The 24997-nt window shown below is 56.7% G+C and carries 23 protein-coding genes; 10 read left to right on the plus strand and 13 right to left on the minus strand.

Features of this window, described 5'->3' with window-relative positions; translation table 11 throughout:
- Window positions 1-69 precede the first annotated feature (69 nt).
- Complete coding sequence (locus ACR0NE_RS06880) at window positions 70-1128, plus strand: hybrid-cluster NAD(P)-dependent oxidoreductase (RefSeq protein WP_170598144.1); 1059 nt, start codon at window positions 70-72, stop codon at window positions 1126-1128.
- A gap of 27 nt (window positions 1129-1155) precedes the next feature.
- Window positions 1156-2835 carry a BCCT family transporter gene (locus tag ACR0NE_RS06885; RefSeq protein WP_170598141.1) on the plus strand — a complete coding sequence of 560 codons (1680 nt, stop codon included), beginning with the start codon at window positions 1156-1158 and terminating at the stop codon, window positions 2833-2835.
- Window positions 2836-3177: 342 nt separating this feature from the next.
- Here the strand turns inward: ACR0NE_RS06885 and ACR0NE_RS06890 are convergent, their stop codons facing one another.
- The 7 genes from ACR0NE_RS06890 to ACR0NE_RS06920 form a co-directional block, all read right to left on the minus strand.
- Window positions 3178-3612, minus strand: a complete 435-nt coding sequence (locus ACR0NE_RS06890; protein WP_480459297.1) for a Gfo/Idh/MocA family oxidoreductase — start codon at window positions 3610-3612, stop codon at window positions 3178-3180.
- Window positions 3588-3875 carry a Gfo/Idh/MocA family protein gene (locus tag ACR0NE_RS06895; RefSeq protein WP_480459296.1) on the minus strand — a complete coding sequence of 96 codons (288 nt, stop codon included), beginning with the start codon at window positions 3873-3875 and terminating at the stop codon, window positions 3588-3590. Before ACR0NE_RS06895 ends, ACR0NE_RS06890 begins: the two co-directional genes overlap by 25 nt.
- Window positions 3876-4788: 913 nt before the next feature.
- A complete protein-coding gene (locus ACR0NE_RS06900; protein ID WP_170598138.1) occupies window positions 4789-5766 on the minus strand; it encodes an HpcH/HpaI aldolase/citrate lyase family protein in 978 nt (325 codons plus the stop codon).
- A gap of 28 nt (window positions 5767-5794) precedes the next feature.
- Window positions 5795-6766: a 2-hydroxyacid dehydrogenase gene (locus ACR0NE_RS06905; protein ID WP_170598135.1), complete on the minus strand. Its 972-nt coding sequence runs from the start codon at window positions 6764-6766 to the stop codon at window positions 5795-5797.
- Window positions 6766-7656 carry a succinate--CoA ligase subunit alpha gene (gene sucD / locus ACR0NE_RS06910; RefSeq protein WP_170598132.1) on the minus strand — a complete coding sequence of 297 codons (891 nt, stop codon included), beginning with the start codon at window positions 7654-7656 and terminating at the stop codon, window positions 6766-6768. Before sucD ends, ACR0NE_RS06905 begins: the two co-directional genes overlap by 1 nt.
- The gene (locus ACR0NE_RS06915; RefSeq protein ID WP_170396612.1) at window positions 7656-8852 is read right to left on the minus strand and encodes a malate--CoA ligase subunit beta; all 1197 of its coding nucleotides are present in this window, start codon (window positions 8850-8852) and stop codon (window positions 7656-7658) included. Before ACR0NE_RS06915 ends, sucD begins: the two co-directional genes overlap by 1 nt.
- Before the next feature lie 15 nt (window positions 8853-8867).
- On the minus strand, window positions 8868-10109 hold the full coding sequence (locus ACR0NE_RS06920) for an alanine--glyoxylate aminotransferase family protein (protein WP_170598129.1): 1242 nt from the start codon (window positions 10107-10109) through the stop codon (window positions 8868-8870).
- A 215-nt stretch (window positions 10110-10324) separates the two neighbouring features.
- On the opposite strand from ACR0NE_RS06920, the gene ACR0NE_RS06925 reads away from it, so the two are divergent.
- On the plus strand, window positions 10325-10960 hold the full coding sequence (locus ACR0NE_RS06925) for a response regulator transcription factor (protein WP_255612072.1): 636 nt from the start codon (window positions 10325-10327) through the stop codon (window positions 10958-10960).
- Between the two features lie 785 nt (window positions 10961-11745).
- Here the strand turns inward: ACR0NE_RS06925 and ACR0NE_RS06930 are convergent.
- Window positions 11746-12423 carry an aspartate/glutamate racemase family protein gene (locus ACR0NE_RS06930; protein WP_170598126.1) on the minus strand — a complete coding sequence of 226 codons (678 nt, stop codon included), beginning with the start codon at window positions 12421-12423 and terminating at the stop codon, window positions 11746-11748.
- A gap of 262 nt (window positions 12424-12685) precedes the next feature.
- Between ACR0NE_RS06930 and ACR0NE_RS06935 the strand changes: the two genes are divergently transcribed.
- The 5 genes from ACR0NE_RS06935 to ACR0NE_RS06955 all read left to right on the plus strand — a co-directional run bounded on the left by ACR0NE_RS06935 (window position 12686) and on the right by ACR0NE_RS06955 (window position 16524).
- Window positions 12686-13111 (plus strand): DUF2852 domain-containing protein, encoded by a 426-nt coding sequence (locus ACR0NE_RS06935; RefSeq protein WP_170598123.1) that lies wholly within the window; start codon window positions 12686-12688, stop codon window positions 13109-13111.
- A 65-nt stretch (window positions 13112-13176) separates the two neighbouring features.
- Window positions 13177-13608 (plus strand): RDD family protein, encoded by a 432-nt coding sequence (locus ACR0NE_RS06940; protein WP_170396604.1) that lies wholly within the window; start codon window positions 13177-13179, stop codon window positions 13606-13608.
- Between the two features lie 74 nt (window positions 13609-13682).
- Window positions 13683-14507 carry an arginyltransferase gene (locus ACR0NE_RS06945; protein WP_170396602.1) on the plus strand — a complete coding sequence of 275 codons (825 nt, stop codon included), beginning with the start codon at window positions 13683-13685 and terminating at the stop codon, window positions 14505-14507.
- A gap of 6 nt (window positions 14508-14513) precedes the next feature.
- Window positions 14514-14921, plus strand: coding sequence for a VOC family protein (locus tag ACR0NE_RS06950; protein WP_170396600.1), 408 nt, complete (start codon window positions 14514-14516; stop codon window positions 14919-14921).
- A 244-nt stretch (window positions 14922-15165) separates the two neighbouring features.
- Window positions 15166-16524, plus strand: coding sequence for a dicarboxylate/amino acid:cation symporter (locus tag ACR0NE_RS06955; RefSeq protein WP_170598121.1), 1359 nt, complete (start codon window positions 15166-15168; stop codon window positions 16522-16524).
- Between the two features lie 52 nt (window positions 16525-16576).
- Here the strand turns inward: ACR0NE_RS06955 and ACR0NE_RS06960 are convergent, their stop codons facing one another.
- The 3 genes from ACR0NE_RS06960 to ACR0NE_RS06970 form a co-directional block, all read right to left on the minus strand.
- Window positions 16577-18931 carry a TRAP transporter large permease subunit gene (locus ACR0NE_RS06960; RefSeq protein WP_170598119.1) on the minus strand — a complete coding sequence of 785 codons (2355 nt, stop codon included), beginning with the start codon at window positions 18929-18931 and terminating at the stop codon, window positions 16577-16579.
- Window positions 18932-18948: 17 nt separating this feature from the next.
- A complete protein-coding gene (locus ACR0NE_RS06965) occupies window positions 18949-19875 on the minus strand; it encodes a TRAP transporter small permease subunit (RefSeq protein ID WP_170598117.1) in 927 nt (308 codons plus the stop codon).
- 117 nt (window positions 19876-19992) lie between these two features.
- Complete coding sequence (locus ACR0NE_RS06970; protein ID WP_170396967.1) at window positions 19993-21075, minus strand: TRAP transporter substrate-binding protein; 1083 nt, start codon at window positions 21073-21075, stop codon at window positions 19993-19995.
- A gap of 246 nt (window positions 21076-21321) precedes the next feature.
- Between ACR0NE_RS06970 and ACR0NE_RS06975 the strand changes: the two genes are divergently transcribed.
- Both ACR0NE_RS06975 and ACR0NE_RS06980 read left to right on the plus strand, forming a co-directional pair.
- Complete coding sequence (locus ACR0NE_RS06975) at window positions 21322-22755, plus strand: cache domain-containing protein (RefSeq protein ID WP_170396592.1); 1434 nt, start codon at window positions 21322-21324, stop codon at window positions 22753-22755.
- Window positions 22755-23402, plus strand: a complete 648-nt coding sequence (locus tag ACR0NE_RS06980; protein ID WP_170598115.1) for a response regulator transcription factor — start codon at window positions 22755-22757, stop codon at window positions 23400-23402. Before ACR0NE_RS06975 ends, ACR0NE_RS06980 begins: the two co-directional genes overlap by 1 nt.
- A gap of 74 nt (window positions 23403-23476) precedes the next feature.
- On the opposite strand, the gene ACR0NE_RS06985 is transcribed toward ACR0NE_RS06980, so the two are convergent.
- Together ACR0NE_RS06985 and ACR0NE_RS06990 are read right to left on the minus strand one after the other, a co-directional pair.
- A complete protein-coding gene (locus ACR0NE_RS06985; protein ID WP_255612071.1) occupies window positions 23477-23863 on the minus strand; it encodes a bleomycin resistance protein in 387 nt (128 codons plus the stop codon).
- A gap of 43 nt (window positions 23864-23906) precedes the next feature.
- Window positions 23907-24752, minus strand: a complete 846-nt coding sequence (locus tag ACR0NE_RS06990; protein WP_170598103.1) for a HalD/BesD family halogenase — start codon at window positions 24750-24752, stop codon at window positions 23907-23909.
- Window positions 24753-24997: the final 245 nt, after the last annotated feature.

Here is a 24997-nt window from a genome sequence, read left to right on the forward strand (position 1 = left end):
TCTGCACCGTTTTTCAGTCCCCTCGCACCATTATCCTCGCGCGAACCCTATTCTGGAGGTTTCCGCAAGATGCTCGTTGCGACGGACAGTCCGTTTTCCCTGAGTTCAGCCAACAACCAACCCTGCTACGCAGGTGGGCCTGCCACTTTGACCTGCAAAGCGGTGATCGATGAAACGCATGACAGCAAGACCTTCGTCTTTGAAGACACGCAAAGCCGCAGCTTCGACTTCAAACCAGGCCAATACGTGACCTTCTGTTTCGAGATCGAGGGCAAGCAGCATGTACGCGCCTATTCGATCTCGTCCACGCCGACCCGGCCCCACAACATTCAGGTCACCGTCAAGCGCGTGCCCGGTGGGGTTGTGTCCAACTATCTGAACGATCAGATGGTCCCCGGAACAGAGATCGAGATTGCAGATATCACCGGTGGCTTCAACTGGGTGGATATCCCCAGCGATAAGCCATTGCTCCTGTCCGGTGGCTCGGGTGTCACCCCGGTCATGTCGATGCTGCAATACGTCACCGACGTGACCTTGCCGAAAGACATCGTTTTCGTGCATTTCGCTCGCTCGCCTAGGGACATCATTTTCCGCGACCAGCTTGAGTTTTTGAACCGACGCTTCGCCAACGTGACCATCCATACCATTGTGGATGAAGCGAATGATGGGTTTGAGGGTGAAATCGGTCAGATATCGGCAGATTTGCTGCAGCGACTTGTGCCTGATCACGCCGAGCGCAGCATTTTCATGTGCGGTCCCGAAGGGTTCATGAAAGCAGCCCGTGATGTGGCTTCTGTCATTCCGTTTGCCGCTGTCCACGAAGAAAGCTTTGGCGAAAAGATCACTATCGAAGAAAGCAGCGGCACGGGGGGTGAGGTCTATTTCTCACTCAGCGGTCTGCACGGTCATGCCGCCGAGGGCGAGACCTTGCTAGAGGCTGCGCTGAACGCAGGCGTCTGGATCGACTCGGCCTGCCAGCAGGGCGTTTGCGGCAACTGCAAAGTGCGCCTCACTCAGGGCGATGTTGAGATGCAGGACATGGGCGGCCTGCAACCCGGTGATACCGAGCAAGGGTATGTGCTGGCCTGTTGCAGTTGGCCGAAAGGCCCGGTCGCGCTCGACGCGTGAAGTGGAGATTCAAAGGGAGGAATACAAATGTCAATGAAACCACCGCTATCGGAACTTCCGATAAAAACCGCTGACAACGGTTTTTACCGGGGGTTCAGCGTCAACGTGACGGTGATCAGCAAGATCGTCATCAGCCTGCTGGTTGTTTGGTGCATAGTCTGGCCAACACAGGCTGGTAGAATTCTTGGCGATTGGAATGCCGCCATTCTTTCGCAGTTTGCTGCCTGGTATATCTGGGTTGTTACCGGGTTTGTCATCGTCTGTATTGGGCTGGCCATCTGGCCAACTGCTGGACGTATGAAACTTGGCGTAGAGGGCGAGAAACCCGAGTTCTCTAACTTTTCCTGGTTCTCGATGATGTTTGGCGCGGGCATCGGTGTCGGAATGTTAACTTGGGCGGTCGCCGAACCTGTAGCGCATTTCGAGAACAATCCGTCCGTTATTCAGGGGGTGACGACTGCACTGGATGCAGACAATGTCCGAACGGCGTATGTTTGGTCATACCTGCATTGGGGTTTCGGGGCGTGGGCATGCTATGCGATAGCCGGCTTGGCGCTTGCTTTCTTCAGCTATCGTCGCGGACTGCCGCTAACGATCCGCTCCTCATTGACCCCACTGTTTGGTAAATCACTGTCGGGCAACCTCGGTCATCTGATCGACATCGTCGCCGTTGTCGCCACTATTCTTGGGGTAGCCCAGACGCTCGGCTTCGGTGTTGAACAGTTCGTTGCAGGTCTCACACGCATCGGCATCGGTGGGCTCGCACAGCCCGATGGTTCTGCGACAAACTTGGGTATCGTCGTCGCTCTGCTTGTCATCATGGGCGCGTCGACCTTGTCGGCCCTGTCCGGTGTTGGCAAGGGCATCAAATGGCTTTCGAACATCAATATGGGCCTGTCGATCTTCCTTCTGGGGTTCTTCATCCTGTTCGGAGCGACCTTCTTTGGCGCCAAAGCGTTTTTTGTAGGCATATGGGACTATGTGGTCGCGCTGCCATGGCTGAGCTTAAACGTATACACATCTGATGGTGTTGAAGGGTCGGAAGCGTTCCTTCTTGCGCAGTGGCAAGGCTGGTGGCCGGTCTTCTATTGGGCGTGGTGGATCGCGTTCGCACCTTTCGTCGGTTTGTTCCTGGCGCGGATTTCCAGAGGCCGGACAATCCGTGAGTTCGTGTTGGGCGCGATGATTGTTCCCGCACTAATGTGCTTTGTCTGGTTCGCCTGGGCCGGAGGCACGGCAATCGACCTGGAACTGAACGGAGACGCAAACGGCGTCATCCTGGATGCGGCGAACGGCGACAAAATCTTCGCGATGACAGAACACATGCTTGCTCCGATTGCAGAAGCATTGGCGTGGGCAATGGCCGCGGTGATCGTTGTCCTGCTGATGACCTTCCTTGTCACGTCTGCAGACTCGGCCGTGCTGATCGTGAATACGATCAACGCAGCTGGCGACGAAGGTCCCAAGGCAAGGCCTCACATCATGTTCTGGGGCGCAGCTCTGGCACTTGTTGTCGGGGGCTTGCTTGTCTCAGGTGGTACCGGAGCAATTCAGACTGCAATGGTGATAGGTGCATTGCCCTTCTCTATTGTAATGGCGTTGATGTGCATCGCACTGATCAAAGCAATCTGGAATGATGGGCGGCGCGAAGCAGCGGGCATCGCGACAACAATCTCAGCTGACGCAACGACTATGCCGGCCGAGTAGAGGTTGAGCTAATATCTTTGATTGGCCTCCGGTATTTCGGAGGCCATTTTCTGTCTGGCCCTCAATGCCAACCCATCAAAGGTGTGAGCAAACTGAAACTGATTCAAATCTGTATTCCAGTTTGAAGTTGTTTGCGACAATGTCAGCCAATGTGGACGCTTTACTACAAGTATCGCCCCGCACTTTTTTGCCGACAATCGAGGTCGCGCGCATGATCCGTAAAGGTCAGCTAACGCTTGGAGTCTGTTCCTTTCAGAAACTCAAAGAACTGACCACTTTATACCGCAGGTCAGATGCATTTCTTAAAACTTCAGGAGGCTTCGCTGCAGAACCCTTATGCACTCATGCGGCACCATCGGCCTTCGTCTTGGCCGATGCCAGTACGCTTGAGATAAACGCCATACCCAACAAACCGTCAAAAAGACCGGGCAGTAAGTGGTCCGCCTTATCCTCACATCGGATCAGTTCGGCGGCCTCGGCGTAGAGGGTTGCAAAGCCTTCCAAATATCCTTCAGGGTGGCCCGGAGGGATGCGAGTTGCTCGTTGGGCGGCTTGCGGCAGCACCGATCCTGATCCACGTGTCAGGAGCTGCATAGGCTGGCCAACGCGGGTGAATTGTAGGTGGTTAGGGTGTTCCTGTGACCACTCCAGACCACCACGTTCGCCATAAACCCGCAAACGCAGGCCGTTTTCGTTTCCCACGGCCACGTGACTGGCCCATAGCATTCCACGCGCGCCACTAGCATAGCGCATCAAGACGTGGGCGTTGTCGTCCACCTGGCGGCCCGGAACCAAGCTTGAAAGGTCAGCGGCAAGGTGCGATGGCACTTCGCAGTTACAAAATGTGCCAGATTGAACGCGTGAGTACCGATATCACCAATTACACCAGCACCGGACCGAATTGGGTCGGTGCGCCGGTCGGACTGCTTGTTGTCCGATGCGGTGGGTACGGCCAGCCAGTCTTGCGCATATTCCACTTGCACCAACCGCAGCTTGCCCAGCTCGCCCGCACGCACCATGCCACGTGCCTGACGAACCATTGGATAACCCGTGTAGTTGTGAGTCAGTATAAAATGAGCTGATGACGCTTGTCGGAAGCGCAGAATGCGCTTACTCGGCATCACGTTCGGTCACAAGATCGCCCTTCATTGCGAACCAGGCTCTTATGTGCCCGAATAGTTCGGTATCCGGATCGTAAACCTGTTCGAGATCTTACGAGTCGATGACGGGTTCATGCAGCTTTCGAACCTGACATGGTGCCCTGTTCAAACCACCATGCTGCAGATTCAGTTTTTGACCGAGGCTTAGGTCATCTGGCTTAATACCTATCATGCGACACTGATTGAACGTCTTGGCCCCCTGCTGTCGTCGTCAAAATTGACATGGTTCAAAACCGCGTTTGCGCCGTTGCCACTTTATAGAAGCCGGTTCTGTCGTAACGGGACCCGTTGCAATCTTTTGACCATTGACCTTGGCGGATCTAGCGTCAGTTTGGCGAAAAGTATTATCCAGTTGACGGTATGCTATTGGTCTCGTTCAAAAGGCGGTTCAGTGCAGCGTGGTCCAAGACTACGCTCCGCTCCGACATGGTTTCTTCTGGTCCCGGCAAGAAACACGCTAACGCAGGTAGTGGAAAACCGCGTGGAAGATCACTTCATCAGGAAAATGTGCTCCCTTGAGTAAGATCAGAACGTACCGCTCCTGTCTGTTTTGCGAACGCCGCCAAAAGAACTACCTTGCAAGCGACAGTTGGGATCGTAGATTGCGACAGAACCTATCTGGTTTGGTCCGAAAAACATCGTTTTCAGGCAAGGCTGTGAGTGTTCAGGGTAGTGTGTTGCAGACCTCAGCCATATCGAATGAATGACCACCGAAGCCTGCAGATGTTGCCTGCCCCGGACCTGCCGAGGCAAGCGCGCGCACCCCTACTTCAGTGCCCAATGCGGGCTAAAATCACGCTGCCGCAATCTGGCGAGCCTTTTCGACCATGACCTCCGCCTGGCGGATCGAGGCATAGTCGATCAGACGACCATCCAGCGACACCGCACCTTTGCCTGCTGTCTCGGCCTCGGCCATAGCAACAAGGATACGCTGCGCCTTGGTGACTTCGGCATCGCTGGGTGACATGACCTCGTTCGCCAGAGCGATCTGGCTAGGGTGGATGGCCCATTTGCCTTCGCAGCCCAACACCGCCGCCCTTTTGGCAGCTGCCTTATAGCCTTCAGGATCCTGGAAATCACCGAACGGACCATCAATCGGACGCAGGCCGTTGGCACGGGCGGCGACAACCATGCGGGCGAGCGCGTAGTGCCACATATCGCCCCAATGGGTCGCGCGCGCAGCATCGCCATCCGGGTCGGTCAGAACCGAATAGTCGGGGTTCACACCACCGATGATCGTGGTCCGTGCGCGGGTCGAGGCTGCATAGTCCGCCACACCGAAGTGCAGGCTCTCATTGCGGCTCGAGGCCGCCGCGATTTCGCTGACATTCTGCATGCCCAGAGCGGTCTCGATGATATGCTCGAACCCGATGCGTTTCTTATAACCCATCGCGTCTTCGATCTGCGTGACCATCATATCGACGGCATAGACATCTGCTGCTGTGCCGACCTTGGGGATCATGATCAGGTCCAGCCGCGCACCGGCTTGTTCGACTACATCCACAACGTCGCGATACATGTAATGCGTATCCAGCCCGTTGATGCGCACCGACATTGTCTTGCTGCCCCAGTCGATATCGTTCAGGGCTTGAATGATGTTCTTGCGGGCCTGCTCTTTTTCATCCGGGGCTACCGCGTCTTCGAGATCTAGGAAGATCACGTCCACATCCGAGTTCGCGGCTTTTTCGAACATGCCGGGCTGGCTGCCCGGCACGGCGAGTTCGCTGCGGTTCAGGCGCGCGGGGGCCTGTTCGATGGCATAAAAGCTCATGGGTTTTGCTCCTTTGAAGAAGGGTTCGTCAGATCACGCGGTCACGGGGTGGGCGACCAGCGAAGAAGTCGCCCAGATTGTCCAGCACGCGAAAGCCCATGGCTTCGCGCGATTCTTTTGTTGCGCTGCCCAGATGCGGCAGCATCACCAAGTTGTCGCATTGCAACAGGTCAGGGTTGATGCGCGGCTCGCCGTCGAAAACATCCAGCGCAGCGCCGCCGATCGTGTCGAACATCAGCGACTGTACCAAAGCGCGCTCGTCCACCACCTCACCGCGCGCGGTGTTGATCAGGAAGGCGTCGGGTTTCATCAAGTCCAGCCTGCGCCCGTTGATCAGGTGCCGGTTCGCGGCCCCGCCGGGGCAATGCAGCGAGACGAAATCGCACTGCGGTAACAGATCGTCCACTGTCTCGACCTGCGTGGCGTTGAATTGCTTCAGTACGTCTGGCGACACGGTGCTGCGGTTCTGTACGAGAATTTTCATGCCGAAACCGTGATGAGCGCGGCGGGCCATTTCCTGACCGATGCGGCCAAAGCCGATGATGCCCAGCGTCTTGCCGCTGACCTTGGTGCCGACCAGATGGGTCGGACGCCAGCCGGTCCAGCCGCCTGCGCGTAGCTCGCGCTCGCCCTCACCGGCGCGACGGGCGACCATCAGAAGCAGGGTCATGGCCAGATCAGCGGTGCATTCAGACAGAACATCGGGCGTGTTAGTCACTGTCATGCCCAGATCACGGGCTGCCGGTTCACAGATATGGCTGTACCCGACGCCGTAATTGGCCAAAATCTTGGTATGAGCTGCGGCCACGTCCAGCGCCTCGGCGCTAAGCGTGTCGGTGACGGTGGGCAGAACCGCGTCGTATGTCTTCAACGCGTCGCGGAATTCAGCAGGAGACATCGGAATGTCCCCGGTATTCAGCACGGCGTTGTAGTTTTCGGCCAGTTGCGCCTCGACGGCGGCAGGCCAGCGACGGGTGACAAGGACCGAAGGTTTGACCATCACGCAGCCTTTCCCATGACACGGGCGATAGTCTCGCCGATCACCGCGGGGTTTTCAGCAACCGTCACACCAGCCGCTGACAGGATTTCCACCTTCTCGCTGGCGCTTTCGCCAAAGGCCGAGATGATTGCACCAGCATGGCCCATGGTCCGGCCCTTGGGCGCGGTCAGACCCGCGACATAGGCCACAACAGGCTTGGTTACGTGGTCACGAATATATTCTGCAGCCTCGGCTTCCTGAGGGCCGCCGATCTCGCCGATCATAGCTATGACCTCGGTGTCTTCGTCCTGTTCGAACCGCTCAAGGATATCGCGGAAGGACGAGCCGTTGATTGGATCGCCGCCAATGCCGACGCTGGTTGAGACACCGATGCCGCGCTCTTTCAACTGCGCCGCAGCCTCATAACCCAGCGTGCCCGAGCGTCCGATGATCCCCACAGTGCCCGGCAGATAGATATGGCCCGGCATGATGCCCAGCAGCGCCTTACCGGGGCTGATGGTACCGGCACAGTTCGGACCGGTCAGCACCATGCGCTTGTCCTTAGGATAGCGGTACATGTAGCGTTTTACGCGGATCATGTCCTGCGCGGGGATGCCGTCTGTGATGCAGACGCAATAGCGAATACCGGCATCTGCGGCCTCCATGATCGAATCCGCCGCAAACGGCGGAGGCACGAAGACAAGGCTAGCCTCGGCGCCAGTGGCCTCAACCGCCTGTTTGACGGTGTCGAATACGGGTACGCCTTCGACGGCCTCTCCGCCTTTGCCGGGAACAACGCCGCCAACGACGTTGGTGCCATATTGCACCATATCCTTGGTATGCAGGCGCGCCATGCGTCCGGTGATGCCCTGAACGATAACGCGGGTGTCGCGGTCCAGAAGAATGCTCATTACACAGCCCTCATCTTGGTGTTTTGGGACAGATCGTTGCGCCATGCACCCACAGCGCGTTCAGCGGCTTCCATAAGGGTTGTCGCGCGGATGATTGGCAGGCCCGATTTGGCCAGGATCTTCTGACCTTCCTCGACATTGGTGCCCGCCAGACGCACGATGACCGGCAGGTCGATTTCCAACTCGCGCAGCGCCTGCACTACGCCCTCGGCCACCCAGTCACAGCGGTTAATGCCTGCGAAGATATTGACCAGCACCGCCTGAACGTTGTCATCGGACAGTACCAGTCGGAACGCCTTGGCCACCCGCTCGGGCGAGGCACCGCCACCGATGTCCAGAAAGTTCGCAGGTTCACCGCCAGCCAGCTTGATGGTGTCCATCGTGGCCATGGCCAAACCGGCACCGTTCACGATACAGCCGATATTGCCGTCCAGTCCGACATAAGACAGTCCGCGATCCGCCGCGCGGCTTTCGCGCGGGTCTTCCTGACTTTTGTCGCGCAATTCAGCAACCTGCGGATGGCGAAACAGGGCATTGTCGTCAAAGCTCATCTTCGCGTCCAACGCCAGCACACGGTCGTCACCAGTGATGACCAGCGGGTTGATCTCGACCATAGTCGCGTCCAGCTCGCTGAACGCAGCATAGCAACCCTGCAGGGTACGGACCATGTGTTGAATTAGGCGAGGTTCCAGCCCCAGATTAAACGCTATTTCGCGGGCCTGAAACTCCTGCAGTCCAACGGCAGGTTCAACGATTGAGCGTACGATACTGTCGGGGCGCTCAGATGAGATTTCTTCGATCTCCATCCCACCTTCCGAAGAGGCCACGATCATCACCCGCTGACTGGACCGATCCAGCACAAAGCCCAGATAAATCTCGCGATCAATCGGTACGGCGGCCTCCACATAGACGCGGTAGATGCCTTTGCCCTCGGGGCCGGTCTGGTGCGTCACCAGCTTGCGGCCAAACATCTCGTCACAAGCCTCGTATATTTCGCTTTCCGAGTTGCACAGCTTTACACCACCGGCCTTTCCACGCCCGCCGGCATGGACTTGCGCCTTAATGACCCACTTGTCACCACCCAACTCACGCGCGCGATATGCCGCTTGCTCGGGGCTGTAGGCCAAAGCCCCCGAAGGGACCTCGACGCCGAAATTCGAAAGAAGTTCTTTCGCCTGATATTCATGGATATCCATCTGCATTCCCTCCCGTTATGCAGCGATAGATGTGCCGTAGCGACTTTCCAAAAGTGCTTCGATGGCTTCGAAATCAACCGAGCCGCCCATCTCGCGGATGGCCTGGGCGAACAGCCTGACGATGCGACTGACCGATTGGTGGGTTAGTTGGTTCAGGATGCCGATACGGACTTGAACCGGGGCGCTGAGCGTGGGCCAGATGCCAAAGCCACGGGCGCGGCAGTTCTGTACCAACTCCATCTCACGACCCGCCAGCTCTGCGGGCAGGTTCAATACCACAAGGCTGGGCATGTCCGATGTGACCTGGCAACCCATCGCGGTGACGGCGTCGCGCAGGACGGCCTCATGCGTGCGATAGGAATGCGCACGTTTGGCCAATCCCTCCTGCAGAGTCAGGCGTAGCGATTCATGGAAGGCGGCGACCGCATAGCCCGAATGGGTACGGTGATAGGTGCCCTTTTCCACGTCTTGCCCGTCAACGATGCCCCAGTGGCGTGCTTCGAAAATCGGGTTGTGGACGTATGTATAGGCGCCGGAGGTCTTCAGCGCGTCGATATAGGCGTCGGTGAAGCTGACCGGCGCATAGGTCAGCGGTAGGCAGCACAGCCCTTTTTGCGGGCACGAGGCCCATCCTGCGACACCCGGATAGTCATCGATGCGGAAATCCGCGATACCCAGCGACGATACGGCATCGATCAAACCCATCACATCGTGGCGTTCACAGGCATCCGAGAAGCCACGCAGGTCGTTGACCCGACCCGACCCGGTTTCCCAATGCGCCATGAAGGCCCACTTCGGTTTGTGCGAGGCCAACACCTCTTCGACCATCTCGCCTGTGACGGGCTGGCCGTGGGGAATTTCAATAACGGCGACACTCGCGGCTTGTGGGTCCAGAGGGTTGGTCGCGTGCTCTTCCGGTGTTGCAGCCTTGATCCGCAGAGTCATCGCATCGATGCCCGAGAAGGTGCCATTGGTGAAGGCCACAACCTTGTCACCCGGCATCACCGCCGAGAACATGGTGTCCAGCCCACTCCATCCGGTGCCAGCAACCGCGAAGGTATGGGTGTTGGCGGTGCCCCAGATCAGACGCAGCATGTGCTTGCATTCGATCATGCCACGCAGCACGTCGCTCTGCATGTGGTCGGCAACGCCGGCGCTGGCAAACGCCTGCAAAACACGTGCGTCGGTGTTTCCCGGTCCTGGGCCAGCGGCCAGCGTCTCGGGGATGTCGAGCGTTGGATAGATCTGAAACGTCATGTGCTCCTCCTGTGCGTCGGGTGTGTTCGATACCGCCGATCGCCTTGACCCAGAGGAAAACTGAAACTTGCGCCGGGGCGCAACGTAACTTACTACAGCTTTAGCATATCTTGTTAGGCGGGTAATAACCTACCCATTTTGGTAAATATGCCAATGTATACTGAAAGCATCCCCACCAAAATAGGTAGGTTTAGTTAAAATCAGACGGGAAAACAATGTCCGACACATCTCAACGCCCCATTGATGTCATGCTGGCCAACAACAACCCTTTGGTGCTGTCGGCCATGTCCGAGATCTTCGAGCGCGACCCGCGATTCTCTCTGGTGGCCACTTCAGCGACCGCCGAGGGATTTCTGGGCACAGTCATGCGGGTGCCGGTTCAGGTGGGGATCGTGTCCTGGGAACTTCCTGCTTTGGGCGCGGCAAAACTGATTGAGGTTCTGCGCGAACAGACCAACGCGCCACGCTTTGTGGTCTATGGGGACGAGGCTGGGGACGTACCGCGTCAGGCTATGCAGGCCGGGGCCGCAGGGTTCGCGCCGCGTTCGGGCGAGGTCGAAGGCTTGCTGGAAACCTGTGTCGATGTCGCTAAGGGCAAAATGGTATTTCCCTATATCGACGTGCGCAAAATGCATCAAAACCCGTTGCAGACTTTGTCGCGCAAAGAACTCGCTATCCTTGAGGCGCTGGCGCAGGGCATGTCTAACAAGGAATTGTCGAAAGAGCTGCAGATTTCGACCAACACGGTAAAGTTCCATCTGTCGAACATTTACGACAAGCTGTCGATCAAGAACCGCGCGCAGGCGATTGCCTTCTATTACGCTTCAAAACTGGACAACGGAAACTCGTGAACTGCGAAACCTCGTGGCGTCCGTTGCTAAGGTTTAGATTGTTAAGCGGCTGGTTCAGCGAATTGATGAAACGGACAGGTTCTGGGTCTGATTTGACCTTTGCGGATCATATGCGTCACTTACCTTTCGTCGAGCGTTACCCCCGCTGATTTGAGCGCGCTGATCCAGCCGATCTGAGATTGAGCGTATGAATGACATCTGGGCCATGGACATCGCGTCGGACCGGCTGGCGTAGATCAAGGGCAAACCAGCGGGCTATGCCTACTATGAGGCGTTGTCGCCGTGCACTGAATTTCTGGACGCAGATATACGCTGATGCTCCAGCCCAGATTTTGTGCCCGTAATTCTAGGATATACACGGGACACCAAATCGCTATTAGGCCGCCCAAGGGCAGCGATTCAGTTGGGGGACCCGAACCTGATCGCAACCCTCGTTGCCTTCGTTCTGTAGTAAGCTCGGTTCGAACACGGCTTCGAACTCAGAGCCTTTCACCCTGACTTAATTGGTCGAAAAAGAGCTTTTCCATAGTCTTTGCGACCCGACCACCGTGAGCGGATACATCAACGGGCAGTAATAATCGCCTTCGGTTGTCTTTCGAGCATTCTTTCCCGAGGTTGCGCTGAATATTTCAATCATGCGCCCTGCGCATTGCCTGCCATCCGCCGCGGCAAATGATCTTTTGCATCAACTAGTTTCAACGATTGAACGCATCAATTAACAATTTTGATAAGCAACATGCCATTGCTACCACTCGACCTCTGACGCAATTAGTTAAAAAAACCGGCTAGGAATAAGAACAAAGCTTTGACGTCGTCAATCTGGATTTGACAAGGGCTTCGGCAAAAGTGACGGCACATGCAACGCCATCTACCACCGGCAGGCCGAACTCTTCGGACAGTTGTGACATCAGATCTGTCATGCCAGCGCAGCCCAGAACAATCGCTTCCGCTCGGTCTTCCTCGATTGCGGCGCGTATCTCTGCCCGTATTATGTCGATGGTCTTGGGATCGTTTTCCTCCAGCTTCAAAACCGGTACATCCGAAGCCCGAACCCTGACACATCTGCGATCTAAGCCGTATCGCAACAAGTTTGCCTCTAGCCCTGCTAGAGATCGGGACAAAGTGGTGATGACGCTAAATTTTGGACTGATCATGGACGCCGCGTGGTAGGCCGCCTCCCCAACGCCGATGACTGGCGCCGAAGTGACGCAGCGCACGGCGTCGACTCCGGTATCATCGAAACAAGCAACAACAATTGCGTCCGCATCAGCATGCGCCTTCACGACCTCCAGAAGACCGGGAACACAGGTAGAGACATCCAGATAGCCCTGAATGCTGGCGGGGCCTTCTTGCGAATTGGCGGCAATGATCGTGGTTTCGAAATGCGCAGCGACCCGTGCAGCTTCTTCGATCTTTCGCGTCATGGAGGCGGTGGTGTTGGGATTTACAACAAGCAGTTTCACAGCGTCCTCACACTTCTCCGCCCAGATAGGCGGCTTTGATCCGGGGACCAGTGAGCGAAGAAACCAGAAAACGACTTGCTGCAATTATCCATGTCGAAATTTGAATAAAACCATGGCGCGCTTCACCCCGCTGATTGATCCGCCCGGTCAGACTCTGGATTCCGAAAAATGTAAATCTTTTTCACATCCCCCTTGCAACCACCTACCCCCCCTCCCATCTTGGTAATGTGAAAAGAATTTACATCCTAACTGGAGAGAGCACATGACCGCATTGTCCGACCACGCCGTTCCCCAAAATCCGGGATGGCTGCACCGAAGCGAAGCCTGGCTTGATAGCAAGGGCAAAGGCGCCTGGATCGCCGCAATGGTCCTTGGCTTTATCTTCTTCTGGCCCATCGGCCTGGCCTTTCTTGCCTATATGATCTGGAGCAAACGCATGTTCAGCAAATCCTGCAGCCGCCGTTCGTCGTGGAACAGCCACATGAGCGCCATGAAACCTTCGGGCAACAGCGCGTTTGACGCCTACAAGGCCGACACTCTGGCCCGGTTGGAGCGCGAACAGAAAGACTTTGAGGCCTTCTTGCACCGCCTGCGCGAAGCCAAGGACAAGGCCGAATTCGACGAGTTCATGGATGAACGCGCCCGCGACAACCGTGACGACAGCGAAAATGGCGAACAAACTGCCTGATCGCAACTTGCCCTGTCCCGGCCATCGGGACAGGGTGTTACCGTACAAGACCCGGACCACAGTATATGTCTCATCTGCCTGACCCTGACAGCCAACCCGAATTCTATCAGTCCGTAGCGACCAAGCGCTTTTTTGCGTGGCTGTTCGATATCGCCTTTATCTCATTGCTCTGCACGGTTGCGATCCTGCTGACCTTTGGCATGGGCTTCTTCATTCTGGCGCTGATCTACGCCGTCATCAGCTTTGTCTATCGCGTCGTCACCATCGCCAACGGCTCGGCCACACTGGGGATGCGGTTCATGGGGATCGAGCTGCGTGACGCGTTTGGCGCCCGGATGGATACGGGCAAAGCCATTGCACATACGGCAGGTTACTTTGTCAGCATGGCGATCCCGGTACTACAGATCATTTCGGTCATCATGATGATGACCAGCGCCCGCTGTCAGGGCCTGACCGATGCCTTCCTCGGCACCGTGATGATCAACCAGCGCGCCTAAAAACACCTGAGTGAAACACTTGGCTGCGCCAAAAACCGTTGCTATCATCGGTTCCGAGGAAATGCGGGACCTTCATGCGACACACGCTGCCAATTGCGCCACAATTCTATGTGACGGCACCCCAGCCCTGCCCTTACCTTGAGGGCAGGATGGAGCGCAAACTGTTCACCGCCCTACAGGGGGAAGGTGCGGATCAATTGAACAATTGCCTTTCGCAACAAGGATTTCGCCGCTCGCAGAACGTTCTATATCGCCCGTCCTGCACCGACTGCGCCGCCTGTCTATCTGCCCGTATCGATGTGTCAGCCTTTCAGCCAAGCAAAAGCCAAAAACGGGCCCACAAGCGCAATTCCTACTTGATCCGACGTGCAACATCGCCCTGGGCAACGGATGAACAGTTCGACCTGTTCCGTCGGTATCTGGACGCGCGCCATGCGGATGGCGGCATGGCCGATATGGATGTCTTCGAATTCGCCGCGATGATCGAGGAAACCCCGATCCGCAGCCGAGTCGTAGAATATGCCGATCCCGAAACCGGCGAGCTGATCGCCGTCAGTTTGACCGATGTACTGGATGACGGGCTGAGCATGGTTTACTCATTCTACGATCCAGAGTTCCAGCAAAGCTCTCTGGGCACTTACATGATTCTCGACCATATCGAGATCGCGCGCGAGGCTGGGTTGCCCTATATTTATCTGGGCTATTGGGTGCCCGGCAGCCCCAAGATGGGGTACAAGGCCAAATTCGCGGGCTTGCAGGTCTATATGCAGGGTGAATGGCAGCGAATTAAAAATCCCGAGCAGTGTGACCATACGGCCCACCACCCCCTTTCGTCGGCCCCGATTGCCGAGCAGGTGGCCAACATCCAGCTGCCTGACCGCCACCCCACCAAAGGTTAATCTATCATGCGTCAGAGCCTTCATGCGGTGACGCTGGTCGTCCCGGATTATGACGCAGCGATCGCGTTCTACACCAAAGTGCTGTGCTTTACTCTGACGCAGGATATTGATCTGGGCGATGGTAAACGCTGGGTGCGGATCACGCCTCCGGGCTCGGATGGTGCTTCGTTGTTGCTGGCCAAGGCGGTGGGCGCGGAACAGATCGCATCGGTCGGCAATCAAACCGGTGGGCGCGTTGGCTTTTTCCTCGAAACAGATGATTTCTACCGCGATCACGCGGCGATGCTGGAAGCAGGCGTAGGATTTGAAGAGCGCCCGCGCCATGAACCCTATGGAATTGTCGCCGTCTGGCGGGATCCTTTCGGAAATCGTTGGGATTTGATCGAATTTTCAGCACCTGTATCGACAAAATAAATACATTTTTTTCATCGCTTTAAACTACCTTCCGCCATGCTGCGCCCAATTGTTAAGCAATCTTAATCGACCTTCCCCCGCCCGTGCGATTGAAAGTTGACGCAAGGTCACCAAATTAGCCGCACTTCTAAACGTCCAGCCCAAACCTGAAACCCGCAGCTCAATCAGACGCTGACCGGGCTGGCTTTATTGTCGCTACGGCAGGCCTCCCACCCTGTCGCAGAGGTTCTGAAGGAGGGGGAAAATGACGTATGCCGCACGCCGACTGGTTTCGGCCACGCTGACGACCCAGATCCTGGTCGCGCTCGCCTTGGGCTCGATCTTTGGTCTGGTCTTGAACTATCTCGATATCGCTGCGCTCAACGCAACACTTGTGCAGGGTGTGCTGTCCATGTTTGGGCAAATGTTCCTTAATGCACTTCAGATGCTTGTTGTGCCGCTGGTTGTATTCTCATTGCTGTGCGGCGTTGTCGGCATTGGCGATGTCAAATTGCTGGGCCGTGTCGGAGGGCTGACCTTCGTTACCTATCTGGCCACCACGGCCTTGGCCGTGACAACTGCCTTGATCTTTGCGGGCCTCATTGGGCCGGGTACCGGATTCACGAGCCTGCATCTGGCCGGTGATAGCGTAAGCGTCGCCAACCCACAGACCACTGGGGAAATACTGGCGAACATCATCCCAAAGAACCCGATCAACGCTCTGGCCAATGGTGAGATGCTGCAGATCATCTTCTACGTGATGGTCGTTGGTATTGCAGTGCTAATGATGGGCAGCCGCGCCAAGGCCTTTGTGGAAGGCTGCGAGTTCATGAATGAACTGGCGATGAAGATCGTCAATATCGTCATGGCCTTCGCCCCCATCGGCGTCTTCAGCCTGATTGCCAAAACCTTTGCGATGGAGGGCTTTGGCCTGTTCGGACCGGTGATCGGCTATCTGACCACGATCAGCCTGACGCTGGTATTCCATCTGTGTGTCACGTTGATGGCGCTGCTGTATTTTACGACCGGGCTGAGCCCTCGGGTATTCCTGCGCAAGATGCGCTCGGCGCAGGTGTTTGCGTTCTCGACCTCAAGCTCGAACGCGACAATTCCGGCCAGCTTACAATGCGTGACTCAGAGAGTCGGCGTTGACCGTTCCGTGGCGTCGTTCGGTATTCCCCTAGGGGCGACGATCAACATGGATGGCACCGCAATCATGCATGGAGTGGCGACCGTTTTTCTGGCTAATGCCTATGGCATTGATCTGGGGCTAAGCGGTTATCTGACCGTGATTTCAATCTCAGTTCTGGCCTCAATCGGCACGGCAGGTGTGCCCGGTGTGGGGATAGTGATGCTGGCGATGGTTCTGAACCAGTTGGGTATGCCGCTGGAAGGCATCGGCATCATTCTGGCCGTCGACCGGATCCTCGATATGATGCGGACGGTTGTGAATGTCACTGGCGATGTGGTGGTGACCACCATTGTCGGGCAAAAGGTCGGCAAGCTGGACAAGGCCACGTTCGACAATCCCAATGCCGGACTTGTCGAGACCACAGACCTTGCAATCGATCATGCCACTGAAGCGGAGTTTGAAAGGCTGACACACCCACAGCCGAATTCCTGAAAACAAACGGAGGCCCTAATGGGCCTCCGTATTCGTCAGTCTAAGCGACAGATCAGTTCGGAATCAGGTCAGGAACGATGGTTACAATCGACGGGAAGAACCACAGGATTGCGATGCCCACAACCTGAATGATCACGAACGGTATGATGCCGCGATAGATGTGGCCAGTGGTGACCTCTTTCGGCGCAACACCCCTGAGATAGAACAGCGCAAATCCGAACGGAGGCGTCAGGAACGAGGTCTGCAGGTTCACCGCCACCATGATGGTCACCCATTTCGGATCAAACGATCCGCCATAGATCACGGGGCCCACGATCGGGATCACAATGTAGATGATCTCAAGGAAATCCAGCACAAAGCCAAGAATGAACAGCACCAGCATCACTATCAGGAAGACCGTGAATTCATTATCAAAGCTGCGCAGGAACTGCTGGATATAGTGCTCTCCACCAAAGGAAATCACCACCAGGTTCAGCAGTTGCGATCCGATCAGGATGGTGAAGACCATCGACGTCACCTTCGCTGTCTCACGCACCACCGGTGTCAGAACCCCGCTTGAGAACAGCACCCAGCAGCCGTAGATCAAGCCGAACAGCGCATAGAGGTAGGCCGAATAGGCGATGATGAACGCGATCCAGCTTTCAACCGAAACATTGCCCTGATTGATGCGCAGATCGAAGTTCACCCCCATCACCAGTGCGATGATCACCGCGAAGGTCGACCAGATGATCACTTTGCCCGACCGGTTCTGATCCTGAAGTTTCCGATAGGCCGCTAGCATGATCGCTCCACCCGCCCCCAGTGCCGCAGCCGGCGTAGGGTTGGTGACACCGCCAAGAATCGAACCCAACACCGCGATGATCAGCACCAGCGGTGGGAAGACCACACGGATCAGATCATTGGTCGCGCAACGGGCGGCAGCTTCTTTGCACCCATGCATTGCGAGCGCAAAAGGTATGGCGAGTATCAGGAACGTAGCCCCGGACGAAGTCGTTGGCGCGATCAGCAACACGTCGACCAACAGCATCAGCAACAGGCCAATCGCTCCGACGATCAGAGGCTGCGGCGCTTGCGACGGTGCGATTCCGCGACCCAGTACCAGTGTCAGACCCAGCAGTACCACAATCACGGCGACACCGTTGCCAATTGGCGCTGCAGCGGCGATCTTGGCCTCTTGCGCAGCAGCCAGTTCCTCTTCGCTCAGACGCTGGGCTTCGGACGAACCACCTGCTTCGTCAATCGCTTCCTGCTCGGCCACGGCCTGGTCCCAGGCTGATTGCCCATGCAGTTCGATCATCGAAGCCTTACACTCTTCGGACACGTTCGTGCGCAGCGAGGCGCCCTGCCCGATATCCGTAAATGCCGAGACCGAGATGTTCTGGCTGCCAATCACTCCCGCGCTTCCCAGAAGCACCGCGCCAAAAATCAGAGCAACCGGAGCGCCCAGCAGCCAGGTCAGCCCTTCCGAGCGCGTGATGGTTTCACCCGAGCCTCCCGACAATTCAACAGCCGGGGCCTTTTCCGGGTTCAACAGCGCATAGCCAAAGGCATAGAGCGCATAGAGCAGCGCCAACATGATCCCAGGCAGCAGCGCCGCCTGGAACAGTGTACCCACCGAAACAACTGCAGGCTCGCCCAGATAGGTCAGTGCGTCGGTGCACCCGGCCTCAACCGCGCGTGTTTCCTGCGCGGTCGAATAGAGGTCACCAGCCAGTGTACCTAGCAGAACGATCACGATGGACGGTGGAATGATCTGCCCCAACGTACCCGAGGCCGCGATCACACCTGTCGCCAATTCCGGCGAATAGTTGTTCCGCAGCATGGTCGGCAGGGCCAACAGTCCCATGGTAACAACGGTCGCGCCGACGATTCCGGTCGAGGCAGCAAGGAACGCGCCCACGACCACAATCGAGACCGCAAGGCCACCGGGCAGCGGGCCAAAGACGCGCGCCATCGTGGTCAGCAGGTCGTTTGCAATTTTTGAACGCTCCAGCGTGATGCCCATCAGAACGAACATAAGCACCGCCAGCAGCGTCTCGATCGACTGCCCGGCCAGAACACGTTCGTTCATGCGGTTCACGATGAAGGAAACATTCCGGTCCAGCGCGGTTTCCCAGCCTTGTACAAAGACCGGCTCGGCGATCCTTGGCAAATCCGGGTATCGGAACACGGATATCACGTCAGGTTTGACGCCAGAATTCACCACGTCGCGGTAGGCTTGCGAGCCGGTGTCGATCGCCTGGTGGATCAACAGTCCGGCACTATCCAAAGCAGCGATAATCCCGAACGAAATCACCCCGGCCCCACCGATGGCAAAGGCCACGGGGAAACCCGAAAGAATGCCTCCGAAGAGGCAGAAAAATACGATAATGAGGCCTATCTCGACGCCATCAAGTCCGAATAGCATTGTCTGGTTCTCCGTCCCTAATGCGCGCCTTCGTAGGCTTCTTCACCCTCGCCAAGGCTGTCCTTGTCGAGGTATTTTCCTTCACTTTCCGGCCCTTCCACGTATTCCAGATACGAGCGATACAGGAACGCAATCGCGTGCAGGAACACCATGGCGGCAAAGACCACCAGCAGGATTTTGAACAGGAAGTAGGCGTTGAACCCGTTAGGACTAAACCCGATGGTTTCCACGTTCCAACGCAGCGCTCGGGACTTGGCCACAAGCCTATCCAGCGTGTCACTGGCCGAGGGTTTCGGCACGATCAGGTGCCGCCACATGAAGTACCATCCATACATCCAGGTCAGAACGGCCATGGGCATCATGAACAGAACCGCCCCGCACATATCAACGACGCGTTTGGCCTTGTGACTGATGCCCGCATAGATCAGGTCAACGCGCACATGGCCGCCCTGCACGAATGTATAAGTGCAGCAGAGGCAGACAACCATGGCGTTGTAGAGTTTAAGTTCTTCGGCGAACCAACTGATATCCATTTGAAAAGGTATACCCAGCCCAAAGGACATATCCGGCCGTGTGAACACCCGCTGCATGAATACGATAACGATCTGCTGAATTACCATCAGCAATCCCGCCCACGCAAAGAAGCGGCCAGTGGTATTGGCGAAGCCCTCGAGCCCGCGCACCATTCCCCACATGAAGTTCCGATAGTAAAGACCAATGGCCGTCAGCACCAGAAACAGCGCGAAGATCACGAAGAAGAACTCGACAGACCCGCCATAATAAACAAAGCGCATGATTGCTTCTTTGTTCGACCAGTCCAGCCAGAGCTGCGGATGCGTGATGGCGTATCCGAAATTATAGAAGGCTTCGGCAATGTTCTGAATGAACCAGACCAGTCCATTCCACAGGGCGCCGAAGAACGAGATACCGTTTTCGTCCTGCATGTTGTCCCCAGGTCGCATCGGTTGCACGTTTGGTTATGACGGCATGTCCGGGCCGCTTATGTGCAACAGGAAAGGCTCCCCCGCTGACGGGGGAACCGATTGCATTGAGCGGATTGCTTAGCCGCGTACGCGGTCACGCTGCGAGGTGTAGACACCCGACGACAGGTTGTTCCATGCCGACGATGCTGCCATCGACTCCATGGCGCTGTCGTGAATGCGCTTGAACAGCTCATCACCCATGTTTTCATCCAGAACTTCTTGGCTGGCTGCGCCAAACGCGTCCCAAACGCTGTCCGGGAATTCCATGACCTTAACACCACCGGCCTGCAGACGCTGCAGCGCTGCACCGTTGTTGGCCAGGAATTGTGCCAGGTTCCACTGGTGGCACTCGGCAGCTGCGATCTCGATGATCTTCTGCTGCGCGGCGGACAGGCTGTCATAAACCTCGCGGTTGGTGGCCAGCGACAGACCCGCACCCGGCTCATGGAAGCCCGCGGTGTAGTAGGTTTTGGTGATTTCCTGGAAGCCCGCTTTTTCATCAGCCCAGGGACCGATCCACTCGGTTCCGTCAATAGCACCGGACGACAGCGCCTGATACACTTCCGAACCCGGAATGTTCTGAACGGATGCGCCCAGTTTGCCCAGCGCCTTGCCACCCAGACCCGGCATGCGGAATTTCAGGCCGTTAAAGTCTTCGGGGCTGTTGATCTCTTTCGAGTACCAGCCACCTGCCTGCGCGCCAGTGTTACCGGCCAGGAAGGATTTCAGGCCGAAGATTTCGCCCAGCTCATCATGCAGCTCCATGCCGCCGGCATGGTAGTACCAGTTCACCAGTTCCTGCGCGGTCATGCCGAACGGAACAGCGGTGAAGAACGCATAGCCCGGGTGCTGACCCACAAAGTAGTAGTCTGCCGCGTGGTACATATCGGCCTGTCCGGACGATACCGCGTCAAACACCTCAAAGGCACCAACCAGTTCACCAGCGGCTTTGATTTCAACGTTCAGGTCGCCATCCGACATTGTGGTAATGCTGTCGGCGCAACGCTGCGCGCTGTCGAACACACCTGCGAGGCCACGGCCCCACGAGGTGACCATAGTCAGCGTGCGCTTGCCTTGCGCATAGGCGGGCGCTGCCAGCGTGGTGGCTGCAGCGGCCGAGCCGCCCAGTGCTGATGTTTTCAGAAACTTACGACGATCCATATGAGTGATCCTCCCCTTCATATTCATTCCCCGGGTGATGCCGGGTCGATCGTTTCTAGTGCGCGTTAGCCTAGTTCCACACACATGAATGTGAATACCTACTACTACGTAGCCAGTCGGGTTTTTCCACATTCAAAAGCACAAATCCGGTTGATTTTACCCGCTCGCGCCCAAATCACTGTGGCCGAGCACTGTGTTCTTCCAAATTTTTTGCAATTTGCCGGCAGCTTGCGTATCGATTCGAACATGGGAGGAATCCGGAACCTAATCTCGCTAACCTATGCGCAAAAACTGTCGCTGGTTGCCGCAATCCCGCTGATCGCAGCGGTTGCGGCCATTGCAATGGTGGTCGCTTATGAATCGCGCGCGACCGCCGAGAGTGAGATACAGGCGCTCGAGCGCCGCCTGATCGAAGCCAAAAAAGAAGAGCTGCGTAATTACGTGACCCAGGCGCGGAACGGGTTTGCCTATATTTACGGTCGCGCCTCCCCGGATGACGAAATCGCAAAAAACCTCGTGACCCAGATTCTGTCGGCGATGATTTACGGCAAGGACGGGTTCTTCTTTGTCTATGACTATGACGGCAACAACCTCGTCAGCCCGCGCCAGACTGAATTCATCAATCGCAACTGGGCCGATCTGACCGACAGCGATGGCACCCCGATTGTGGATGAGTTCATCACGCTCGCCCGACAGGGCGCAGGCTGGCACAGCTTTATGTGGCAAAAACCATCGACCGGTGAAGAGGCTCAGATGATCGCCTATGTTGTTGGCCTGCAGGACTGGCGCTGGGTGGTGGGCACGGGTGTGTTCATCGATGACATCGTTGCCACCGTCGCCAATGCCCGGGCTGAGGTTGAGGCGCGCGTGCAGCGCACCTTCCTTTATATCGGAGGCATTGTTCTGGCCGCTGTTCTAATCGTCTTTGCCTCGGGCATGTTGCTGAACTTCCGCGAACGGCGGCTAGCTGATGCCAAGCTTAAGGAACTGACACAGCGGGTACTGGACGCTCAGGAAGAAGAGCGCGGGCGCGTCGCCCGCGAATTGCATGACGGCATCAGCCAGATTCTGGTTGGCGTACGCTATGCACTGGACAACGCCCGACGACGTCTGATCCGCGGGGATGACGAGTCGGCGCAGGAACCATTGCAAACAGGTATCGACAATCTGGCAACCGCCATCACCGAGGTTCGCCGCATCAGCCGCGACCTGCGTCCGGGTGTTCTGGATGATCTGGGGCTTGGGCCAGCGCTCAAGGCTTTGACCGACGATTTCAGTGAACGCACGGGTATTGAAACCGATTTCTCAACCGTGGTGTTCCGAAACCGATTGGATCAAGACAGCAAGATTGCCCTCTACCGTATTGCGCAGGAAGCCCTGACCAATATCGAGCGCCACTCGGGAGCAACCCGTGTTACCATTGACCTGCGGGGTCATAAGAAAGGCGCCACGATGCGGATTACGGACAATGGTCGCGGGTTGCGGAACGAACCAGGCCATGTCAGCACCGGAATCGGGCTACGCAACATGCAGGAACGGATCGAACAGCTTGACGGCACTTTACGCATCCTCTCATCGCGCGGCGGGCGTAGCGGCACCGTGATTGAGGTCAGCTTGCCGCTCAGTCATATGCTGCCACCGCAGGAAGACCCAACGCCAAAACGAAAGGCCGGTATCTGATGTCCGACTCAATCATCCGGGTCCTTATTGTCGACGATCACCCCATGGTCGCCGAAGGCATTCAGTCTCTGCTGGAAAGCTATGATGAGATCGAAGTTGTCGGCACACTTTCCAACGGACAAGAAGCTATCGATCGAGCAACCCACCTGCAGCCGGACGTGATCCTGATGGATCTCAACATGCCCGGCCTGAGCGGGTTGAACGCCACCGAGATCATTTTAGAGCGCCTGCCCAAAACCCGCGTTCTGATCCTGTCGATGCATGACAGTCCCGAATACATCTCAACCGCGCTCAGCCACGGCGCCAAAGGCTATATCCTCAAGGACGTTCCCACCGAAGAGATCAAGCAAGCCATCGATGCCGTGATGCGGGGCGAGCGGTATCTTTGTACCGGGGCCAGCGGCTCGCTGGAGCCCAAGGACGGCAACACGCGCGAGGCGCTGACCGGCCGGGAACAGACAATCCTGCTGGAATTGGCGCAAGGTAAATCCAACAAAGAGGTGGCACTGGCGCTGGACATTTCGGTGCGCACAGTTGAGACGCATCGCAAGAACATCAAGCGCAAACTTGGCATCTCCTCCACCGCCGGCTTGACCCGCTATGCCCTGGAGCATGGCGTCCTGCAGGGCACCAGCCCCGGGCTATGACCGCAGCGCGAAACGCGCTGCCCGGCCCAACCGAAGGAGATGTGCCAACGGCACATTGAAGTCGGGCGGGAGCACTACCCGCTGCCGCGTTCACTGATATCTTCACCAAAGAACACCAAAGTCCCGTCTTCATCGAGGACATGAAATTCGCGCTGCTGATACGGCTGATCGAATGGCGGGCGCACCCGCCCTTCAGGCAGCTCCTCCAACCCGGGGCGCAGGCTTTCGAACAGGCTGTCGATTCCTTTGACGTCAACATAAAACGACTGCTCATCCCCCAATGCGCGCCCATCCTGACGCGGTGGACATTCCAATAATCGGATCGCCACAGGATCACGGCGCAAGAAGGCATAATTGTCCTGCCTGAATGTGCAGGAAAACCCAAGCCGCTGAGTGTAGAACTCAATCTGCGCGTCCAAAGAAGAACAAAGGACAAATGGTGTAAGTTGTAATATCTGCATCAAAACAGCCCTCTTCCAACCTCGGGCCCGAGACTAGCACATATCAGTCAAGCAGTTGATCACCCCGCAACCCTTCACGCTCATAATGATGCGGCAGCACACGGCCATAGAGTTGACGGGTCCGCTCCACCCCACCACACATGCCTTCGGTTTCGACAAACGAAAAGATACCAACATAGCGTTTCCGTTGTCCTTCAACCGGCGCTACCCGGTGCAATGCATAGCGCCCCTTGAAAATCTGCAGGTCGCCCGGTTGCAGTTCCAGTTGGTGTACGCCCCTCCTGCTGCCATCCAAAATCGCAGCGACGCCTTTGAAATTCTCGTCTTCACTGGTCCGCAGATTGGGTGCGTATTCGAATGCACCGCCCTCCTCGCCATTCTGGATTGCCAGCGTCACGGTGTAATTATTGGTGTCAAAATGCCACGGAAAGCCGCCTCCCTTCTCGACCACATTGATGATCACATCCGCCAACGGGTCATCATATCGGAAGAACCGATCCTCCGGCTCGTTCAAAGCCGTGCGGATGAAAGGCATGAAACCTTCATACTGATAAATACGCCGCAGCGGGCTTGTGACAGGGAAGTTGTCAGCCGGAACAAAGGCGTTGGATCGGTCAAAAAACCGTCGGATTGGATGACCGATCCCGTAACTGGGATCATCCTGCGTAAAATAGGCATTCGTGCGATTGAACGATCGATGGGCTTTGGGAGCGACGTGATCGGCCTCAGCGATCAGTTTCCCAAGGCCATCTACGTGCACAAAGCCGGGGAGGACCGCGCATCCATCAACTTTCAGGTCCCGCCTCAGATCCGCGATCAGCTGCCTGTACCCGTATGAATCAGGCCGATCGATCGGATAGCGCCCCAGATCCACAAGATCGCGCAGCATGTCTGACCTCCCGATTTAGCGCTGTTTTCACCAGCCTGCCTCAGCATCGGGCGCTGCTCTGGTCTGTTTCAGACATGGGCCTGACGCAATCAGACCACTGTTGATCACCCGATCGCCCACCAATTTACGGCGAATTTTCGCGGATATTTCTCGACCTGCGTCATTTTGCGCAACAAAATATCAAATCCCACAAGCCCAGACTTACAATATTTTTGTATTTGCCTGTTGACGCCCCTTCCCCTCAA

Source organism: Ruegeria sp. C9 (genome assembly GCF_056537585.1).

What these genes read in the sequence shown, in the direction of transcription:
- ACR0NE_RS06895 (WP_480459296.1), bottom strand. Translation starts at nt 3,875, where the DNA reads ATGGTTCGTCAGGCACGTGGCATGGTGCGTGCGGGCGAGCTGGGCAAG.
- ACR0NE_RS06905 (WP_170598135.1), bottom strand. Translation starts at nt 6,766, where the DNA reads ATGGTCAAACCTTCGGTCCTTGTCACCCGTCGCTGGCCTGCCGCCGTC.
- ACR0NE_RS06975 (WP_170396592.1), top strand. Translation starts at nt 21,322, where the DNA reads ATGGGAGGAATCCGGAACCTAATCTCGCTAACCTATGCGCAAAAACTG.
- ACR0NE_RS06950 (WP_170396600.1), top strand. Translation starts at nt 14,514, where the DNA reads ATGCGTCAGAGCCTTCATGCGGTGACGCTGGTCGTCCCGGATTATGAC.
- ACR0NE_RS06920 (WP_170598129.1), bottom strand. Translation starts at nt 10,109, where the DNA reads ATGACGTTTCAGATCTATCCAACGCTCGACATCCCCGAGACGCTGGCC.
- ACR0NE_RS06880 (WP_170598144.1), top strand. Translation starts at nt 70, where the DNA reads ATGCTCGTTGCGACGGACAGTCCGTTTTCCCTGAGTTCAGCCAACAAC.
- ACR0NE_RS06990 (WP_170598103.1), bottom strand. Translation starts at nt 24,752, where the DNA reads ATGCTGCGCGATCTTGTGGATCTGGGGCGCTATCCGATCGATCGGCCT.
- ACR0NE_RS06935 (WP_170598123.1), top strand. Translation starts at nt 12,686, where the DNA reads ATGACCGCATTGTCCGACCACGCCGTTCCCCAAAATCCGGGATGGCTG.
- ACR0NE_RS06925 (WP_255612072.1), top strand. Translation starts at nt 10,325, where the DNA reads ATGTCCGACACATCTCAACGCCCCATTGATGTCATGCTGGCCAACAAC.
- ACR0NE_RS06900 (WP_170598138.1), bottom strand. Translation starts at nt 5,766, where the DNA reads ATGAGCTTTTATGCCATCGAACAGGCCCCCGCGCGCCTGAACCGCAGC.
- ACR0NE_RS06985 (WP_255612071.1), bottom strand. Translation starts at nt 23,863, where the DNA reads ATGCAGATATTACAACTTACACCATTTGTCCTTTGTTCTTCTTTGGAC.
- sucD (WP_170598132.1), bottom strand. Translation starts at nt 7,656, where the DNA reads ATGAGCATTCTTCTGGACCGCGACACCCGCGTTATCGTTCAGGGCATC.
- ACR0NE_RS06955 (WP_170598121.1), top strand. Translation starts at nt 15,166, where the DNA reads ATGACGTATGCCGCACGCCGACTGGTTTCGGCCACGCTGACGACCCAG.
- ACR0NE_RS06915 (WP_170396612.1), bottom strand. Translation starts at nt 8,852, where the DNA reads ATGGATATCCATGAATATCAGGCGAAAGAACTTCTTTCGAATTTCGGC.
- ACR0NE_RS06940 (WP_170396604.1), top strand. Translation starts at nt 13,177, where the DNA reads ATGTCTCATCTGCCTGACCCTGACAGCCAACCCGAATTCTATCAGTCC.
- ACR0NE_RS06980 (WP_170598115.1), top strand. Translation starts at nt 22,755, where the DNA reads ATGTCCGACTCAATCATCCGGGTCCTTATTGTCGACGATCACCCCATG.
- ACR0NE_RS06960 (WP_170598119.1), bottom strand. Translation starts at nt 18,931, where the DNA reads ATGCTATTCGGACTTGATGGCGTCGAGATAGGCCTCATTATCGTATTT.
- ACR0NE_RS06970 (WP_170396967.1), bottom strand. Translation starts at nt 21,075, where the DNA reads ATGGATCGTCGTAAGTTTCTGAAAACATCAGCACTGGGCGGCTCGGCC.
- ACR0NE_RS06945 (WP_170396602.1), top strand. Translation starts at nt 13,683, where the DNA reads ATGCGACACACGCTGCCAATTGCGCCACAATTCTATGTGACGGCACCC.
- ACR0NE_RS06965 (WP_170598117.1), bottom strand. Translation starts at nt 19,875, where the DNA reads ATGCAGGACGAAAACGGTATCTCGTTCTTCGGCGCCCTGTGGAATGGA.
- ACR0NE_RS06885 (WP_170598141.1), top strand. Translation starts at nt 1,156, where the DNA reads ATGTCAATGAAACCACCGCTATCGGAACTTCCGATAAAAACCGCTGAC.